Source organism: Paraoerskovia marina DSM 21750 (assembly GCF_000701465.1).
Classification (GTDB): domain Bacteria; phylum Actinomycetota; class Actinomycetes; order Actinomycetales; family Cellulomonadaceae; genus Paraoerskovia; species Paraoerskovia marina.
In genome coordinates this window covers 1171192-1189498 of sequence record NZ_JNIY01000003.1, presented here as the reverse complement: position 1 = coordinate 1189498, position 18307 = coordinate 1171192, and the positions used below count along the sequence as shown (strand labels likewise).

Genomic DNA, 18307 nt, shown 5'->3' with positions numbered 1-18307 from the left:
CGTCAGGGGCGGCCGGAGAGCTCGATCGTCCCGGCGAACACGAGGTCGGCCGGCCCGGCCAGCTCCACGTGGCCCGAGGCCAGGACCCGCACGCGAACGGTCCCGCCCGGCACGTCGACGAACCACACGTCGGGCGCCCCGGCGCCCGCCCACGCCCGGACGGCGAGCGCCGCGGCACAGGCTCCCGTCCCGCAGGACTGCGTCTCGCCGGCACCGCGCTCGTGCACCCGCATGCGGACGCGTCCGGCGACCGCTCCGTCGTCGCGCCGGTGCTCACCGAGGGGCACCACGAGCTCGACGTTCGTCCCGGTCTCCGGGACGGGGACGACGAGCGGTGCGGCCGAGAGGTCGAGTCCCGTGAGCTCGGACTCGTCGGAGATCGCGACGACGGTGTGCGGGTTGCCCAGGTCGACGGAGAGGGCGGGCCTCCCCGTCGTCCAGCCCGCGGCCTGGACGCGAGCGTCGAACCCGTCCGTCACCGCACCCTGCCCACCAGGGAAGCGCCACGCCCCCATGTCCACGCAGTACCAGCCGTCGCTGTCGCGCGTCACCCGCTTCACGCCGTCGCGGGTCGCGACGACGAACGGCGCGCGTGCACAGTCGGCGAGGCCGAGCGACTCCGCGAAGGCGGCGAACACCCGCACGCCGTTGCCGCACATCTCGGCGATCGTGCCGTCTCCGTTCCGGTAGTCCATGAACCACTCGGCGGACGGCTCGGCCACGAGCACCTCGCGCCCCTCGGGCAGCGTGGAGCTCGGTGCCAGTCGGATGACGCCGTCGGCCCCGACCCCGGAACGACGGTCCGTGAGACGTCGCACGTCCTGGGCGTCGAGGTCCAGCGTGCCCGCACGGTCGTCGACGAGGACGAAGTCGTTGCGGGTGCCGTGCCCCTTGACGAAGGGAATCAGCGTGGGGCGCGGCGCGGTGCTCATGCACCCAGGCTACGGCGTACCGGTGCGGGCCCGGGATCCGGTCCGGGCCCGCGGCGGGCGGACTCGACGACCGCCAGCGCTTCCGCGAGCAGGGTCGGTGACTGCGCGTCGAGCCAGTTCACCCGCGGGTCTCGCCCGAACCATCCCATCTGCTTGCGCGCAAGACGCCGCGTGTTCGCCGCGATCGCCGCACGGGCCTCGTCAGGGGTGAGCTCTCCGGCGTCCATCGCCAGCACCTCCGCATAGCCGACCGCACGAGCCGCCGTCCGACCGAGCGCAGGGGCGATCCGACGGACCTCGTCGACCAGACCCCGACCCCACATCGCCTCGACGCGGGCGTCCACGCGCGCGTCGAGCACGGTGCGGTCGCAGTCCAGTCCGATCTGGACGGCGGGCGACACGTACTCCTGCCGCGGGAGAAAGGCCGTGAACCTCTCACCCGTGACCTCGACGACCTCGAGCGCCCGGACGACCCGTCGCGCGTTGCGCGGGTCGATGCGTTCCGCGGCCTCCGGGTCGCGGAGCGCGAGCTCGGCGTGCAGCACGCCCGGGCCCTCAGCCACCGCCCGGGCCTCGAGGTGAGCGCGGACGACCGGGTCGGTGCCCGGGAACTCCATGTGGTCGAGAAGTGCCCGGACGTAGAGCCCGGAGCCCCCGACGACGACCGGTTGCGCGCCCCGTGCGGCGATGTCCGCGAGCGCCGCGCGCGCGTCCCGCTGATACTCGGCGACCGTGGACTCCTGATCGGGATCCAGGACGTCGACGAGATGGTGGGGGACGCCGCGCCGCTCCTCCGGCGGCACCTTGGCCGTGCCGATGTCCATGCGTCGATACGTCTGGTACGCATCCGCGTTGACGATCTCCGCGGGCGCGAGGGACTCGGCGATGTCCAGCGCGAGGTCGGACTTGCCCGTCGCGGTCGGTCCGACGACGGCGATGATCATGGCGTCCCCCAGACCTTGACGGTCAGCTCCTCGTCGGCCACGCGGACCGACGCGACCCTGCGGCCCGGTCCGAGGGCCCGGCCGGCGCACGCCCGGACCGCGCCGCGACCGGCGTCGTCCCCCACGAGGACGACGTCGCCGCGTACCAGGACGGCGGACAGCTCGTCGCCCGTGGCGTCGTCGGCGATCTCGAGCACGCGTCGAGGCAGGACGGGGGCCACGGTGTCGAGCAGGGTGAGCAGCACGGACGCCTGCAGTCCTGCCCGGGCGTCCGAGGTCGGCACGGCCTTCGTCTCTGCCGACCGGGCGGTCGAGACGTCGACCCAGGGGCCACCTGCCTGCCCGAGGTCCGGGAGAAGGTCGGCAAATCGCGTCGCGCTCCCTCGTGCGACGACCAGGCAGCGACCGGCCCGTCCCACGGCGTCGATCAGCGCGGCGACCGCGGTGGCGCGCAGGTGCGCGAGGGGATCCGCGCGCCCGGCCGCCCCGGGCAGCATCAGGGCGGAGGCGGGCAGACTCACGGCGGTCACGGGCACGTGCGCAACGGTACCCGGACGCAATCCGCCGGTGCGGCGTACGCTGACCACGTGAGGCTATTCGGCGGCCGTCGCCGCACCCCGGACGACGCAGGTCTTCGATCCGCGGTCGAGGACGTCCTCGTGCGAGAGCTCGGTCGTCTCCCGGACGCCGGGAACGACCGTCTCCGCCCGCTCGACGTCGACCGTCTGCACGCGCGCCTGCTCCACCTGGGGATCAACGCGGCGCGGGACGTCGAGGACGACCTGGTGTGGTCGTGGCGAGGTCGAGAGTTCACGGTCCGTGCGATCGGCGCGGACACGGAGATCCTCGACCTGCGGGCCGACTGGCCGCGGACACCGACGATCGACCGCCTGACCGAGTTCTGGCGGCTGTGCAACGCGTGGAACGCGGAGCGCGTCTGGCCGACCGCCTCGGTCCGGGTCGACGACGACGGCGAGGTCCTGCTCGGCGGCCGCGTGAGCATCGACGTCGAGACCGGAGTGAGCGAGGCGCAGCTGGACCACCTGCTGCGCACGGCGATCGGGAGCACCGTGGCGTTCTTCGACGCCGTCGACGGGACCTATCCGGACCCGATCGCGGAGGCGCCGTGAGGCTGTGGGGGCGGCGACGACGTCCGGGCGTGGCCACCGAGGCACCGGCCCCTGTCACGCCCCGTCGGGTCGCGGACGAGCTGACCCGCCAGGGCTATGCGTTCAGGGTGGGTGGCGACGGCGTGCTGACCGGGACCTGGGACGGGCACCGGCTCTGGTTCCTCCTCCTCGGGGACGAACGTGGGCTGCTGCAGGTGCGGGGTCGAGCCGCGCGGACCACGCCCGTGGAGCACCACGACGCGCTCGTCCAGGTGCTGAACGACTGGAACCGCGACGGCCTGTGGCCTGCGGCCCACGCTCGCGAGGAGCAGGGGGTTCTCCTGGTCTACGGCGAGGTGTCGACGCCCTTCGAGCTCGGAGCGACCGACGCCCAGCTCGCGCACGCGATTCGCACCGGGGTGGCCGGCTGCCTGGCGCTCTTCGAGGCGCTCGACTCGCTCGTGCGCGTCGAGTAGCCCGCCGCGGGACTACGGCCGCAGCGTCGGGAGGCCGAGCACGACCGGACCGGGCGCCGCCGGAGCGCCGTGCCCGTGGTCGTCCTCGCCACGCAGACGCGCACGCTCGCGGGCGACCCAGGCATCACCCGAGGCAGTCCGTCGGACGTCGAAGGTGCCGCCGGCGACGGCGGAGTCGGCGATCAGGTGGTACGGCGCGGACCGGGTCACCTCGACCGTCACGACGTCGCCCGGACGCGGCAGCCGGGGGTCGACGACGTCAGCCAGGCGCGGGTCGTCGGCGCCGCCGAACCCCTCGGCGAGGTCCTGCGCCGCGGCCGGCAGGGCGAGGTGGACGAGCCGGTTGTCCGCCGCCCGCCCGGTCACGCGGTGGGACGTCCCGTCCTTGCGGCCGGAGCCCTCCGTGACGAGCACCTCGAGCGTCCGTCCGACCTGCCGCTCCGACTCTCGGCCGGAGATCGTCTCCTGAAGGGCGAGAAGACGGTCGAACCGCTCCTGGACGACCTCTTTGGGAACCTGCTCGCCGAGGTCCGCCGCCGGGGTCCCCGGACGTGGGGAGTACTGGAACGTGAACGCCGACGTGAACCGCGACGCCTCCACCACGCGCAGGGTCTCCTCGAAGTCCTCGTCCGTCTCTCCCGGGAACCCGACGATGATGTCCGTGGTGATCGAGGCGTCCGGCATCACCGCGCGGACCCGGTCCAGGATGCCGAGGAACTTCGCGCTGCGGTACGACCGGCGCATCGCCCGCAGGATCCGGTCCGAGCCGGACTGCAGGGGCATGTGGAGCTGCGGCATGACGTTGGGCGTCTCGGCCATCGCCTCGATGACGTCGTCGGTGAACGCTGCCGGGTGCGGGGACGTGAAGCGCACGCGCTCGAGTCCGTCGATCTGACCGCAGGCGCGCAACAGCTTGGCGAACGCGCCACGGTCCCCGAACTCGACCCCGTAGCTGTTCACGTTCTGGCCGAGCAGCGTGACCTCGATGGCGCCCTGGGCGACGAGTGCCTGGACCTCGGCCAGCACCTCGCCCGGACGGCGGTCCCTCTCCTTGCCGCGCAGGTGCGGGACGATGCAGAACGTGCAGGTGTTGTTGCACCCGACGCTGATCGACACCCACCCGGCGTAGACGGACTCTCTCCGGGTCGGCAGCGTCGACGGAAAGACCTGCAGCGACTCGGCGATCTCGACCTGGGCGGCGTCGTTGTGGCGAGCCCGTTCGAGCAGCACCGGCAGGGCGTCGAGGTTGTGGGTGCCGAAGACGACGTCCACCCACGGCGCCTTCTCCACGATCGTCCCGCGGTCCTTCTGCGCGAGGCAGCCGCCCACGGCGATCTGCATGCCGGGACGGGCCGCCTTCACCGACGCCAGCATCCCGAGGTTGCCGTACAGCTTGTTCGCGGCGTTCTCGCGAACGGCGCACGTGTTGATCACGACGACGTCCGCCTTGTTCGCCGCCTCGTCCTCCGGGCTCGCGCGCCGATAGCCCGCGTTCTCGAGCATCCCGGCCATGTGCTCGGAGTCGTGGACGTTCATCTGGCACCCCAGGGTGCGCACGGCGTAGGTGCGGGGCGGCGTGGCGGTCGTCGGCTGGGGGGCGGCGGCGTGCGGCAGAGCGGTGGTGGACATCCCCACCAGGATACGGCGCGCGGCCGCGGGCAATCGTTCCCGGACCGTTACCGGCGGAAGTAGCGCACAACACACCGATCCTCTACGTTCGGGAAATGACCGACGAATCAACCAGCGACGTTCTTGTCGAGCTCCACGACGTGAACAAGCACTTCGGCGAGCTCCACGTCCTGCAGGACATCAACCTGGAGGTGGCGCACGGGGAGGTGCTCGTCGTCATCGGCCCGTCGGGCTCCGGGAAGTCGACCCTCTGCCGGGCGATCAACCGTCTGGAGACCGTCGACTCCGGCACGATCCGGATCGACGGCGTCGACCTGCCCGCCGAGGGCCGCGCGCTCGCCCAGCTGCGATCCGACGTCGGGATGGTCTTCCAGTCGTTCAACCTCTTCGCGCACAAGACGGTCCTGCAGAACGTGACTCTCGGCCCGATCAAGGTGCGCGGACTCAAGGTCGCCGACGCCAACGAGGAGGCGATGGCGCTCCTCGACCGCGTCGGTGTCGCGAACCAGGCCGACAAGCTGCCCGCACAGCTCTCGGGCGGCCAGCAGCAACGCGTCGCGATCGCCCGCGCCCTCGCGATGCACCCCAAGGTCATGCTCTTCGACGAGCCGACCTCTGCGCTCGACCCCGAGATGATCACCGAGGTGCTCGACGTCATGGTCCAGCTCGCGAAGGAGGGCATGACCATGGTCGTCGTGACCCACGAAATGGGCTTCGCGCGCAAGGCGGCCGACCGCGTCGTCTTCATGGCCGACGGCCAGATCGTCGAGGAGGCGACACCCGAGGAGTTCTTCACGAACCCTCGCAGCGAGCGAGCGCAGGACTTCCTCTCGAAGATCCTTACCCACTGACCACCCCAACAAAAACCACGACACGAGGAGAACTGCAATGCGTACACGGACTGCAGGCTGGGTGGCGATCGCCGCGGCCACCACACTCATGCTCGGAGCATGTTCCGACGACTCGTCCGACGGGGACTCGTCCGAGCCGGCTGACGTCTCCGCGGGAGACTTCGCCGAGGGCAGCACCATGGCCGAGCTCGCCGAGGCGGGGTCGATCACGATCGGGACCAAGTTCGACCAGCCGCTCTTCGGCCTCCAGGGCCCCGACGGCGTCCCCGTCGGGTTCGACGTCGAGATCGCCACGATGATCGCCGCAGAGCTCGGCATCTCGGAGGACGGCATCGAGTGGGTCGAGACCGTCTCCCAAAACCGTGAGCCGTTCATCCAGGACGGCCGCGTGGACATGGTCGTCGCGACGTACACGATCAACGACGAGCGCAAAGAGGTCATCGACTTCGCCGGACCGTACTACTCGGCCGGTCAGGCCTTGATGGTGCGGGCCGACGACGACTCGATCACCACGCCCGAGGACCTCGCCGGCAAGATTGCCTGCTCGGTGGACGGGTCGACGCCCGCCAAGAACATCGAGGACAACTACCCCGACGTCGAGCTCAAGACGTTCGCGGCGTACACCGACTGCCTCGACCCCCTGCGCAACGGACAGGTCGACGCGGTCACGACCGACAACGTGATCCTGGCCGGCTACGTCGACGAGAGCCCCGACGACTTCAAGATCGCCGGCGACCAGTTCACCGAGGAGCCCTACGGGATCGGTATCGCGAAGGGCGACGACGAGTTCCGCTCCTGGATCAACGACGTGCTCGAGGCCTCCTATGACGACGGCCGCTGGCAGGCGGCCTGGGACGAGACGGCCGGCACCGTCCTGCCGACGGCCGAGCCGCCCGCGGTCGACCGGTACTGAGCCGCCCGGCACCGACACACGACGAGCACACCCCGACGAGGTAGCGGGCCGGTCGACGACGACGTCGACCGGCCCGCTGACCGGAAGCAGGAACCATGGACTCAGTAATTGAGGCCCTCCCCCGGTACTGGGACGGCTTCACGATGACCCTCTATCTCGCCGTCGTCTCCGGCATCCTCTCTCTCGTGCTCGGCACGCTCCTCGCGGCCTTCCGCGTCTCGCCGTTGCGGTCCCTGCGGTTCATGGGCACCGTCTTCGTCGAGGCAGGGCGCAACACCCCGCTGACGCTCGTCTTCATCTTCTTCGTCTTTATCCTTCCCGCGGCAGGGGTCATCCTGCCGCTGGGCACGACGCCCGCGATCATCGCCCTGACCGTGTACACGTCGGCGTTCGTCTGCGAGGCCGTGCGGTCCGGGATCAACAGCGTCGGCGTCGGCCAGGCAGAGGCGGCCCGGGCCATCGGGCTCGGCAGCGTCCAGACCCTCACCCTCGTCGTCCTGCCCCAGGCCCTGCGGTCGGTCGTCCCACCGCTGATCAACGTCCTGATCGCACTGACCAAGAACACCTCCGTCGCCGCAGGGTTCGCCGTCGTCGAGCTCACCGCGACCGGCCGAGGGCTCTCGCGCGACTATCCGGCGGACGTCATCTGGATGCTCCTGGGCGTCGCGTTCTTCTATCTCGTGATCACCATCCCGTCCGGCGTCCTCGCCGGGTTCATCGAGCGCAAGGTGGTGTTCAGCCGATGAGCACGTCCGTCCTCTACGACGCGCCAGGACCGCGGACCCGACGTCTGGAGCGGATCGCGTCGATCTCCGTCGCGGTCGTCGCTCTCGGCGCTCTCGTCTGGCTCGCGACCAAGATGGCTGCCGACGGGCTCTTCGACGACCGCTGGCTCGTGTTCGTCGACCCACCCAAGGGCCAGACCGCGTCCGACGTGTGGACCTCACTCTTCAAGGCCCTGGGCAAGACGATGTCCGCCGCCGCCGTCGCCGCGCCCCTCGCCCTCGTCCTGGCCCTCACCCTGGCGGGCCTCCGCACCGCACGGACCCGCTGGATCAGTGGACCGGCGACCGCCGTCATCGAGTTCCTGCGCGGCATGCCCGTGCTGCTCATGATGTTCTTCGGACTGCTCGCGTTCGGGCTCTCCGCCTACTGGGCGGTCGTCTTCGGGCTCGCGCTGTACAACGCCGCGATCGTCGCGGAGATCCTCCGGGCGGGTCAGGCGGCGCTTCCCCGCGGCCAGGTCGAGGCAGGGACGGCGATCGGCCTGACGCGCGGTCAGACGCTGCGCCTGATCCAGCTGCCACAGGTGGTCAGGTTGATGCTGCCGTCGCTGATCAGCCAGTTCGTCGTCCTGCTGAAGGACACGTCGCTCGGCTTCATCGTCGGGTATCGCGAGCTCCTGCGGACCATGCAGCTGAACTACAGCTTCTTCGGCGACGAGTACCGCCTGCCGCTCTTCGTCGCGGTTCTGGCCATCTACCTGACGGTGAACATCACGCTCTCGCGGACGGCGGTCGTCGTCGAACGCCGACTGGGCGCGGGTGGCAAGACGAAGAAGAAGGCCCGGAACACACCCTCCGGGGGCGGTTCACCGACGCCGGCCAGCAAGCAACCCGGCGTCATGCTCGACGAGTAGCAGACTCTCGGGGCAAGTAGCAGACTCTCGGCCAGGGCGACAGGGGCGCGCGGTCAGTTGCCCGCGTCGTCGACGCCCTGGCCGTCGAGCTCGTCCGCCTCGGTCTCGAGCTCGGAACGTACGAGCTCGAACGCGAGACCGGGGCCGTAGCCCTTGCGGCCGAGCGCGGCCACGGTGCGACGCACACGCACGTCCCGGTCAAGACCCCGTGTCCGGGCGAGTCGTCGACGCACGAGATCCGCGGCGGCGGCTCGTTCGTCGTCGTCGTCGACCTGACCGAGCGCGTCGGCGGCGAGATCGTCGTCGATCCCCTTGCGGCGCAGCTCTTCGGCCAGCGCGCGCCGCGACAGGCCGCGTTCGGCGTACCGTGTCCGGACGAGCGAGTCCGCGTAGGCGGCGTCGTCGACGAGGCCGACCTCCTCCATCCGGTCGAGCAGAGGCTCGACGAGCTCCTCGGGGTACCCGCGCCGCCCGAGAGCCTGGGTCAGCTGGGCTCGGCTGCGCGGTGCCCCTGTCAGCGACCTCAGCACGTACTCACGAGCCTGCTCGGTCGCCTCCTCACGACTCAGGTCCCCGGTCTCGAGGCGCTCGGCGATCGACGGGCGCGGCGTCTTGCCACGCCCGTCGGGCCGTCGTCCAGGACTCAGAAGTCCACCTTCGCGGCCTTGGCCCGGCCCTTGGCAGGCGCGACCGGCGGAGCGACGTCGGCCTCAGGCTTTGCCTCGCCGGCATCCGCCGCCACCTCCGCCGGGATGATGCCGAGCTTCTCCTTGATCCGCCGTTCGATCTCGGCCGCCAGATCCGGGTTGTCACGGAGGAAGGCACGCGCCTTCTCCTTGCCCTGGCCCAGCTGGTCGCCGTCGTAGGTGAACCACGACCCGGACTTGCGGACGAACCCGTGCTCGACCCCCATGTCGATGAGGCTGCCCTCGCGGGAGATCCCCACCCCGTAGAGGATGTCGAACTCGGCCTGCTTGAAGGGCGGGGCCATCTTGTTCTTGACGACCTTGACCCGCGTCCGGTTGCCGACCGAGTCGGTCCCCTCCTTCAGCGTCTCGATCCGCCGGATGTCCATCCGCACCGACGCGTAGAACTTCAGCGCCTTGCCACCGGTCGTCGTCTCGGGCGACCCGAAGAACACACCGATCTTCTCGCGGAGCTGGTTGATGAAGATCGCCGTGGTGCCGGAGGCGCTGAGCGCACCGGTGATCTTTCGTAGCGCCTGCGACATCAGCCGGGCCTGGAGACCGACGTGGCTGTCGCCCATCTCGCCCTCGATCTCGGCCTTGGGCACGAGCGCCGCCACCGAGTCGATGACGATGATGTCGAGCGCACCCGAGCGGATCAGCATGTCCATGATCTCGAGCGCCTGCTCACCGGTGTCCGGCTGCGAGACGAGGAGGTTGTCGGTGTCGACCCCGAGCTTCTTCGCATACTCCGGGTCGAGCGCGTGCTCGGCGTCGATGAACGCGGCGACCCCGCCGGCGCGCTGTGCCGAGGCGACGGCATGCAGCGCCACGGTCGTCTTACCGCTCGACTCCGGTCCGTAGATCTCGACGACGCGCCCCCGGGGCAGTCCGCCGATGCCGAGAGCCACGTCCAGCGCGATGGATCCGGTGGGGATCACCGCGACACGCGGGCGGGTGTCGTCACCCAGCCGCATCACAGAACCCTTGCCGAAGTTGCGGTCGATCTGGGCGAGGGCTGCCTCGAGCGCCTTCTCGCGGTCTGCCGGTGCTGGCATCGTGGTTCACCTTCACTTCAGGGCACCAGGGGTGCCGACGGGTTGTGCTGTGCGTCGGGAACGACCGTACGCGGCGCCACCGACAGAGCCGGTGACGGTCGCCGCGTCGTGTGGACGGACCAGCGTCTTGGGTGCTGTGCACAACTGTAACCGAACAGGTGTTCGACCGCAGGGACCGGCTCACCCGCCGTGTCGCCAGGTCTGCCCCGGCGTCAGCACCACCGGCTCACAGCCCGGCGCGTGCTCCGCGAGCGCCACGCCGAAGGCGACACCCGGCAGGTCCATCCACCCGCGCGGGAACTGCCCCACGAACGGCGCGTGCAACGTCCCCCAGTGGACCGGGACGGCCACCCGCGCCCCGACCTGCGCACAGGCCCGCGCGGCGTCGACCGGTCCCATGTGCCCGCCCGAGAGCCGCGGACCCCAGCCCGAGACGGGGACGAGCGCGACGTCCACCGCTCCCCCGGCGAGGTCGGCGACCCGGTCCAGCTCGGGGCACAGCTCGGTGTCCCCCGCGGCCCAGATCGTCCGCACGGACGACTCGGCAGGACTCGACAACCTCACCAGGTGACCGTTGGCGGCGTTCGGCCGGTGGGGCATGGGCCGGTCCCCGTGGACCGCGGGCACGAGGCAGACCTGGACGCCGGGTCCGACGTCGTACCACTGCCCGACGTCGAGGCCCCGGGGGTCGAGCCCCTTCTTCCTCAACCACGGCGCGTTGAGCCGGTCGACGACGACCGGGGCGGGATGCAGGGCCCGGAGGGACGCGACCTCGGCGTGATCGTGGTGCAGGTGCGACAGCAGCACCACGTCGGCACCCGCCGTCGCGGTGGCGGCCGGCGGCCGGGCGCGGCGGCGGAGAACCCCGGCGTGGCGGCCGAGCAGCGGGTCGGTCACCAGCCGGACGCCGGCGACGTCGATCACGACCGTCGAGTGGCCGAGCCACGTCACGTCCAGGGTCATCGTGGTCGCAGCCCGAGCTCGACCTGCCAGGCGACGAGCCTCTCGTGCACGCTCTCCGCCCCGACGAGCATCCGACGACCGTCCACCGCCTCGAGGAGCGTGTCGGGGACCTCCAGGCCGACCGGACGGATCAGCAGGGCGTCGTTCTGGGCTCCGCCGAGCCCGCCGTGGGAGCCGACGAGCCCTTCGAACGCGTGGACGAGTCCGGCGGCGTCGACGGACGAGACGAGAAGCAGGTCGGGTGCGTCGCCCAGGGTGACGGCGCGGTCCAGGTCGGCGGCGGCACGGGTGCTCCACCCGGCGAGGGGGTCGGTGCCGTGGACGACGCCCGAGTGCAGCTCTCGCCGGCCTCCCACCCCGTGCACGACGACCTCCGCGGGCTCGTCGCCCGTCAGGACCTCGCGGGGTGCCTCGCGGGTGACCACGAGCCCGATCCCGGCCTGGTCGACAAGTCCGTCGACGAGGCGCGGCCATCGTGCCCGGACGTCCTCTCCGCGCAGCGGAGTCGCGGACCCCGGGAACCAGACCAGGCCGAGATTTCCCGAGCCCACGACGACCACCTCGTCGGCGTGCGCGTCCGGCGACGGCCGCTCGCGCCGGGTCCGGTCCGGGCCCACGACCGTCCGTCCGTCGGGCGCGCGGGAGAACGAGCTGAGCGCCGTGTTCACCGGACCCCAGGACTCGTCCGTGCTCCGCGCCGCCGAGGTCGCGGCCGGCAGGTCCGCGTCGACGGCCATCAGGCGCCGCACGACGTCGACGAGCGGCGCACCGGCCACCGCCTCGAACGTCTCGCCCAGCGCCTGACCGTGGTCCGAGAGCACGACGACCCGGTAGTCGCGCGGCGCGGACTCCACCACGGCCTCCAGCGTGCCGACGACTCCGTCGATCCCCTCGAGCGCCCGCAACGACTCGGGCCGGAGCGGGCCCGCGTGATGGGCGATCTCGTCGTAGTCGACCAGGTCGACGAAGATCGTCGGCGTCCCGCGGGCCATCTGCTCCGCGACCATCGAGACGATCAGGTCGCGCAGCACGACGTTCGTCACCCCCCGGAGCCACGGGTACCACCCCAGCCGCGAGACCCGGGGGCGTACGCCTCGCGCAGCCTGGACCCACCCCTGGTAGAGCTCCTTGAGCGTCTCGGCCACCGTCCCGACGAGCGCTCGGGCGAGCAGGAACGGGCTCGAGAAGAAGTGGACGAAGAGCTGACCGGGACCCAGCCCTCCTCGCCGTCCGGCGCGACTCATGACGAGCAACGCCGTCTGCGCGTCGCCGCTGAACATCGTCGCGACGGCGGCGCCCCCGTGGGCGAGCAGGCCGTCGCCCGTCGACAGCCGTGCCTCGACGAACGCGGCGTCCGGCGGCCGGTTGGTCACGACGAGACGGCCACGGGCACGGTCCCACCAGCGAAACGCCGGGATCTGCCGCGACGAGCCGTGCAGCAGACCGGCCTGGCTCGCGGGCGTCGTGGACGGGACCCGGGCCCACCACGAGTCGACGGTGTGCGACCCGCGCTCCTGCCACTGCGCGAGACGCGGGACGAGCCCCGCCTGGACCGCGTAGTCGAAGGTCGACCGGGAGACGCCGTCGAGCTGGATCACCAGGAGGCCCGGATCACGGGCGGCGTGGGCCTCAACACCCCGGCGCCGAGCCTGCCGGTCGGCCCGACGGACCACGTCCGCCACCACATAGCTCTGGTCGTTGGCACCGATGACCCACCGTGCCAGCGCCATGACCACCGACGCGACGACCAGCACCAGGAGCAGCGGCCCGACCCCGCCGACATCCACACCGGGGAGAGCGACCAGAGCTGCGAGGACCACGACGACCTGGGCGAGGCTTCCCAGGACGATCGCACCGACCGCGCCGGTCCGCGGCGCGACGAGCCGCAGAAACGGCCGGAGCAGCGCGTCACCCACGGCGACGACGGCGGCGGCGACGAGCACGGCCGCGATGCTCGCCTCCCCGGCGCCCGGGACGACGGCCAGGCCGATCCAGAGCCCGAGGGCCGTGGTCGCCAACGACCACGCGGCCGCGCGCACGTCGCGCACGGTGACCGCCACCCTCGACCTCATGGCGTCATGATGCCGCAGACCCCGGCTGCGGGGGCGCCTGACGGAACTCGTCGACCCCCCAGCGGTCGGACTCCGGAACCTGCAGGGCGTTGCAGAGGGCGTGCCAGACGACCCGGGGCTCCTCACCGTCGTCGAGCGCTGCGACGGCCGTCCTGCTCCCCAGGTCGTTCAACGAGTGGTCGGACGCCAGGACGCGACCGTAGTCGGCGCCGAAGACCTCGTCGACCAGTTGCCAGAACTCCCGATATCGCACGGTCCCACTCTGCCACGCCGGCACAGCACGGGGAGGTCGACCGACCGGGACGGGCGGATGTGGGACCCCGCTGCCACGATGGTCCCGTGCCGACCGATCCGCTCCGACGATTCACCCGCCCCACGCAGGAGTGGTTCCGTGGCGCCTTCGAGGCCCCGACGGCGGCCCAGGTCGGCGCCTGGGACGCGATCCGGTCCGACGACCACGCACTCGTCGTCGCTCCCACCGGCTCGGGCAAGACCCTGGCCGCCTTCCTCTCCGCCATCGACTCGCTGGTCGGCGCCTCCGAGCCGCCCGAGCCGTCCCGTCGCTGCCGCGTGCTGTACGTCTCGCCGCTGAAGGCGCTCGCGGCCGACGTCGAGCGCAACCTCAGGTCCCCGTTGACCGGGATCGGCCACGCCGCCCGTCGCGCCGGCACCACGATCCCGGAGGTCACCGTCTCGATGCGCACGGGCGACACGCCCGCCGCCGAACGACGCGCGTTCGCGACGCGACCGACCGACATCCTGATCACCACCCCGGAGTCGCTCTTCCTCGTCCTCACGTCCGCGGCACGCGAGGGCCTGGCAGGAGTCGAGACGGTCATCCTCGACGAGATCCACGCCATCGCGGGCTCCAAGCGCGGGGCGCACCTCGCCCTGTCCCTCGAACGACTCGACGCCCTGCTCGACCGCCCCGCGCAACGGGTCGGGCTCTCCGCGACGGTCCGGCCCGTCGACCCGGTCGCGCGGTTCCTCGCCGGGGTCCGCCCGCCGCAGGACGGGGGCCGACGCGTCACCGTCGTCCAGCCCGGCGGCGGACGACGGCCCGAGGTCGAGGTCGTCGTCCCCGTGCCCGATCTCCGCGACCTGCCCGCACCACCCGGTGACGACGCGAAGACCGGCGAGACCGAGCCCGGAACCGCCGAGCACCGTCCCGCCACGCGTTCGGTGTGGCCGCACGTCGAGGAACGCATCGTCGACCTCATCATGAGCAACCGGTCGACGATCGTCTTCACGAACGCGCGACGTGGCGCCGAACGACTCACCGCCCGGATCAACGAGATCGCCGCCCGGCGCGCAGGAACGCCCCTGCCGGACCCCGGAGCGGTCGCCCCGGCGGCCGTGCCCGGGCAGTCCGGCTCGGGGGTGGGTGCACCGCCCGTCGTCGCCCGGGCCCACCACGGCTCGATGAGCAGGGCCGAGCGTACCCAGACAGAGACCGACCTCAAGGCCGGCCGCCTCCCGGCCGTCGTGGCCACCTCGTCCCTCGAGCTCGGGATCGACATGGGCGCCGTGGACCTCGTGATCCAGGTCGGTGCACCTCCCTCGGTCGCCTCCGGGCTGCAGCGGATCGGGCGCGCCGGGCACCACGTCGGGGCCGTCTCGCACGGCGTCGTCCTCCCGACGTTCCGCGGCGAGCTCGTCTCGTCCGCGGTGATCGCCGAACGCATGCGGACCGGCGACGTCGAGGCGATCCACCTCACCCAGAACCCTCTCGACGTCCTCGCGCAGCAGGTGGTGGCGGCCGTGGCGCTCGAACCCTGGACGGTCGACGACCTCGCACAGCTCGTGCGACGTGCCGCCCCGTTCGCCGACCTGGGCGACGCCACGTGGGCCGGCGTCCTCGACATGCTCGCGGGACGCTACCCGAGCGAGGACTTCGGCGAGCTGCGCCCTCGCATCGTCTGGGACCGTTCCAGCGACATCCTCACCGCGAGGCCCGGCGCGCAACGCCTGGCCGTCACGAGCGGGGGGACGATCCCGGACCGCGGGCAGTACGGCGTCTTCCTGGCCGGGTCGGACGGGCCGCGCGGCGGGCGACGCGTCGGAGAGCTCGACGAGGAGATGGTCTACGAGTCGCGCGTGGGAGACACCTTCACGCTCGGCTCGAGCACGTGGCGGATCGACGACATCACCCCCGACCGCGTGCTCGTGACCCCCGCGCCGGGACAGCCCGGCCGGCTCCCGTTCTGGAAGGGTGACAGCCCCGGCCGGCCCGCCGAGCTCGGCGGCGCGCTCGGAGCGTGGGTGCGCAGGTCGGGGTCGGACCCGGCCAGGCGCCGCGACGAGCTGCTCGCGACGGGTCTCGACGCCTGGGCGGCCGACAACCTGCTCGCCTACCTCCAGGACCAGGTCAGGGCGACGGGAGTCCTTCCGGACGACCGGACGATCGTCGTCGAACGGTTCCGCGACGAGCTCGGCGACTGGCGCGTGGTGCTCCACTCCCCCTGGGGTGCCCGCGTCCACACCCCGTGGGCGCTCGCGCTCGGGGCGCGGCTCAAGGAACGGCTCGGGGTCGACGTGGCGGCGATCCCGGCCGACGACGGAATCGTGCTGCGTGTCCCGGACACGGCCGAGACGTGGGAGGCGGGCACGCTCGGCTCCCACGAAGGCCTCCGTCTCGGTGCGGAGGACCTCGTGATCGACCCCGCGGCGGTGCGCGACGAGGTGCGCGACGCTCTCGGCGGATCCGTCATGTTCGCCGCGCGCTTCCGCGAGGCGGCGGCCCGCGCGCTGCTGCTGCCCCGGCGTAGCCCCGACCGGCGCACGCCGCTGTGGCAGCAGCGCCGCCGGGCCTCACAGTTGCTGGAGGTCGCCTCGCAGTACCCGGAGTTCCCCCTCGTGCTCGAATCCGTCCGCGAGTGCCTCCAGGACGACTTCGACGTCCCGGCCCTGACCGAGGTGCTCCAGGGCCTGACGGACGGTCGGATCCGGCTCGTCGAACTGACCACCAGCACGCCGTCCCCCTTCGCCTCGACGCTCCTCGTCGGGTACACGGCCCAGTTTCTCTACGACGGCGACGCCCCGCTCGCCGAGCGACGAGCGGCGGCGCTCACCCTCGACCCGACGGTGCTCGCCGAGCTCCTCGGTCCCGACGCGACCTACCAGATCTCCGACCTCCTCGACGTCGAGGCGCTCGAACGCACCGAGGCGGAGGTGTCCGGACGCGCGGAGTCGCGCCGGGGCAGAGACGTCGAAGGGCTCGCCGACGTGCTGCGGCGGTTCGGCCCGCTCCCCCTCGACGAGGTCGTCGACCGGATGCAGCCGGAGACCCACGAGGCAGTACCGGGCTGGCTCGACGATCTTCGCGCGGCCGGCCGCGCGCTGAGCGTCCGGGTCGCGGGCACCGACGGCGCCGAGCGGTGGGCCGTCGTCGAGGACGCGGCACGTCTGCGCGACGGGCTCGGTGTCGCCCTGCCTCCCGGCCTCCCGGAGGCACACACCTCGCCGGTCGCCGACCCCCTCGGGGACCTGATCCGTCGCCATGCCCGGACGCACGGACCCTTCCCGGCATCGGACGTCGCACGGCGGTTCGGCCTCGCGCCCGCCGTCGTGGCAGAGGTGCTCCGCCGCCTGGAGACCGAGCACCACCTCGTCTCCGGTGCGCTCCGGCCCCCCGAGCTCGGCGGGACGGGTCAGGAATGGTGCGACGTGCAGGTCCTTCGGTCGATCAAGCGGCGCTCGCTCGCCGCGCTGCGTGCCGACGTCGAACCTGTCGAGGAACGCACGCTCGGCGTCTTCGCGCCGCGATGGCACCGGATCGGCGGGCTCCGCGGCACGGACGGGGTGCTCGACGTCGTCGAACAGCTCGCTGGGCTGCCCCTGCCTGCGTCGGCCTGGGAACGACAGATCCTGCCCGCACGTGTCGTGGACTATCGACCCGGGATGCTCGACGAGCTGACGACCTCGGGCGAGGTCCTCTGGGCAGGCCACGCGGCACTGCCCGGACGTAGTGACGGCCTCGTGAGTCTCCACATCGCCGACGCGGCGGCGCTCACGCTCCCTGCTCCCCCGCCGCGCACCGACGCCGACGGCCTCGACGCCACCGTGCTCGACCTGCTCAGCTCGACGGGCGGGTACTTCCTCGGGCAGCTCGTCGACCTGGCGGACGCCGGTACCACCGACGTGCTCGACGCGCTCTGGAACCTGGTCTGGGCCGGCCACGTCACGAACGACGGATTCGCGGCGGTCCGGGAACGCCTCGGTCGACGATCGTCACGGTCGCGTGCCCGCACCCGGTCACGCCCCACCCGCCGCTTCGGCTCGATGCGGCCCGACGGCCCTCGCGAGGCTCCGCCGGGCGGTCGCGGACGGTGGTCCGCGCTCCCGACGCCGGAGACGGACAGCACGCGACGCACCGCGGCTCTCACCCGTGTGCTCCTCGACCGGCACGGCGTCCTGACTCGTGGCTCCGCCCACGCGGAGGGGGTCACCGACTACTTCCGCGGGGTCTATCGGGCCTTGAGCGAGCTCGAGCAGCACGGAGCGGTGCGACGGGGGTACTTCGTCGAGCACCTGGGCGCCGCGCAGTTCGCACTCCCCGGAGCGGTCGACCGGCTGCGTGCCGACCGGGACGAGACGGACAGAGGCGCAGGTGCGGTCGAGCCGCTCGTGCTCGCCGCCTGCGACCCGGCCAACCCGTACGGCGCAGCGCTGGCCTGGCCCCCGACACGTGGTGCGGGCGGGCACCGGCCGCACCGCGGCGCCGGCGCGTCCCTCGTGCTCGCGGACGGCGCTCCCGGGCTGTTCGTCGAACGCGGCGGACGGTCGCTGCTCACGTTCCACGACGCAGAAAGCCCCGACGACGGCTCGGCGCGAGCTGGATCTCTCGCGCGGGCCCTCGTCGAGGCTGTTCGTGCAGGACGCCTGGACTCGCTGACCGTGACGCACGTCGACGGCGACCCCGTCCTTGACGCCACCGGACCCGCCGGCAGGTCGTCGGCGACGAGCGCGCTTCTCGACGCAGGCTTCACCCTCACCCCGCGCGGACTCCGACTACGGAGTCCGTAGGGGGCGGCGC

Annotated in this window: 16 protein-coding genes; 7 read left to right on the top strand and 9 right to left on the bottom strand. The window is 72.1% G+C overall.

Translation table 11 applies throughout. From position 1 onward, the window contains the following. Positions 1-2 precede the first annotated feature (2 nt). The 3 genes from dapF to Q343_RS15275 are packed head-to-tail and all read right to left on the bottom strand — an operon-like array spanning position 3 to position 2412. Positions 3-932, bottom strand: coding sequence for a diaminopimelate epimerase (dapF, locus tag Q343_RS0105640; protein WP_029252612.1), 930 nt, complete (start codon positions 930-932; stop codon positions 3-5). Further along, positions 929-1876 carry a tRNA (adenosine(37)-N6)-dimethylallyltransferase MiaA gene (gene miaA, locus Q343_RS0105635; protein ID WP_029252611.1) on the bottom strand — a complete coding sequence of 316 codons (948 nt, stop codon included), beginning with the start codon at positions 1874-1876 and terminating at the stop codon, positions 929-931. Before miaA ends, dapF begins: the two co-directional genes overlap by 4 nt. Continuing rightward, on the bottom strand, positions 1873-2412 hold the full coding sequence (locus Q343_RS15275; protein WP_029252610.1) for a hypothetical protein: 540 nt from the start codon (positions 2410-2412) through the stop codon (positions 1873-1875). Before Q343_RS15275 ends, miaA begins: the two co-directional genes overlap by 4 nt. 51 nt (positions 2413-2463) lie before the next feature. Here Q343_RS15275 and Q343_RS15270 point away from each other — a divergent pair, with 51 nt between their 5' ends. Further along, entirely contained in the window at positions 2464-3006 is a 543-nt protein-coding gene (locus tag Q343_RS15270) for a type III secretion system chaperone family protein (protein ID WP_162175463.1), read from the top strand. 29 nt (positions 3007-3035) lie between these two features. Continuing rightward, positions 3036-3461 carry a type III secretion system chaperone family protein gene (locus Q343_RS0105620; protein ID WP_162175462.1) on the top strand — a complete coding sequence of 142 codons (426 nt, stop codon included), beginning with the start codon at positions 3036-3038 and terminating at the stop codon, positions 3459-3461. A gap of 12 nt (positions 3462-3473) precedes the next feature. Here Q343_RS0105620 and miaB read toward each other — a convergent pair whose 3' ends face one another. Then, positions 3474-5090 (bottom strand): tRNA (N6-isopentenyl adenosine(37)-C2)-methylthiotransferase MiaB, encoded by a 1617-nt coding sequence (miaB, locus tag Q343_RS0105615; RefSeq protein WP_029252607.1) that lies wholly within the window; start codon positions 5088-5090, stop codon positions 3474-3476. Positions 5091-5185: 95 nt separating this feature from the next. Here miaB and Q343_RS0105610 point away from each other — a divergent pair, with 95 nt between their 5' ends. The 4 genes from Q343_RS0105610 to Q343_RS0105595 all read left to right on the top strand — a co-directional run bounded on the left by Q343_RS0105610 (position 5186) and on the right by Q343_RS0105595 (position 8493). Next, positions 5186-5941: an amino acid ABC transporter ATP-binding protein gene (locus Q343_RS0105610; protein ID WP_029252606.1), complete on the top strand. Its 756-nt coding sequence runs from the start codon at positions 5186-5188 to the stop codon at positions 5939-5941. A 37-nt stretch (positions 5942-5978) separates the two neighbouring features. Next, a complete protein-coding gene (locus Q343_RS0105605; RefSeq protein WP_029252605.1) occupies positions 5979-6854 on the top strand; it encodes a glutamate ABC transporter substrate-binding protein in 876 nt (291 codons plus the stop codon). Positions 6855-6949: 95 nt separating this feature from the next. Then, on the top strand, positions 6950-7600 hold the full coding sequence (locus Q343_RS0105600; RefSeq protein WP_029252604.1) for an amino acid ABC transporter permease: 651 nt from the start codon (positions 6950-6952) through the stop codon (positions 7598-7600). After that, entirely contained in the window at positions 7597-8493 is an 897-nt protein-coding gene (locus Q343_RS0105595; RefSeq protein WP_081829622.1) for an amino acid ABC transporter permease, read from the top strand. The genes Q343_RS0105600 and Q343_RS0105595 overlap by 4 nt, the downstream gene beginning before the upstream one ends. A 53-nt stretch (positions 8494-8546) precedes the next feature. Here the strand turns inward: Q343_RS0105595 and Q343_RS0105590 are convergent, their stop codons facing one another. The 5 genes from Q343_RS0105590 to Q343_RS0105570 form a co-directional block, all read right to left on the bottom strand. Beyond that, positions 8547-9023, bottom strand: a complete 477-nt coding sequence (locus tag Q343_RS0105590; protein WP_231959182.1) for a regulatory protein RecX — start codon at positions 9021-9023, stop codon at positions 8547-8549. A gap of 113 nt (positions 9024-9136) precedes the next feature. Then, a complete protein-coding gene (recA, locus tag Q343_RS0105585) occupies positions 9137-10237 on the bottom strand; it encodes a recombinase RecA (RefSeq protein ID WP_029252601.1) in 1101 nt (366 codons plus the stop codon). Between the two features lie 180 nt (positions 10238-10417). Then, positions 10418-11200: an MBL fold metallo-hydrolase gene (locus tag Q343_RS0105580; RefSeq protein WP_043109289.1), complete on the bottom strand. Its 783-nt coding sequence runs from the start codon at positions 11198-11200 to the stop codon at positions 10418-10420. After that, positions 11197-13272 carry an alkaline phosphatase family protein gene (locus Q343_RS0105575; protein ID WP_029252599.1) on the bottom strand — a complete coding sequence of 692 codons (2076 nt, stop codon included), beginning with the start codon at positions 13270-13272 and terminating at the stop codon, positions 11197-11199. The genes Q343_RS0105580 and Q343_RS0105575 overlap by 4 nt, the downstream gene beginning before the upstream one ends. 4 nt (positions 13273-13276) lie before the next feature. Next, on the bottom strand, positions 13277-13525 hold the full coding sequence (locus Q343_RS0105570; RefSeq protein ID WP_029252598.1) for a DUF3046 domain-containing protein: 249 nt from the start codon (positions 13523-13525) through the stop codon (positions 13277-13279). Between the two features lie 86 nt (positions 13526-13611). Between Q343_RS0105570 and Q343_RS0105565 the strand changes: the two genes are divergently transcribed. Then, positions 13612-18297, top strand: a complete 4686-nt coding sequence (locus tag Q343_RS0105565) for an ATP-dependent helicase (RefSeq protein ID WP_029252597.1) — start codon at positions 13612-13614, stop codon at positions 18295-18297. Positions 18298-18307: the final 10 nt, after the last annotated feature.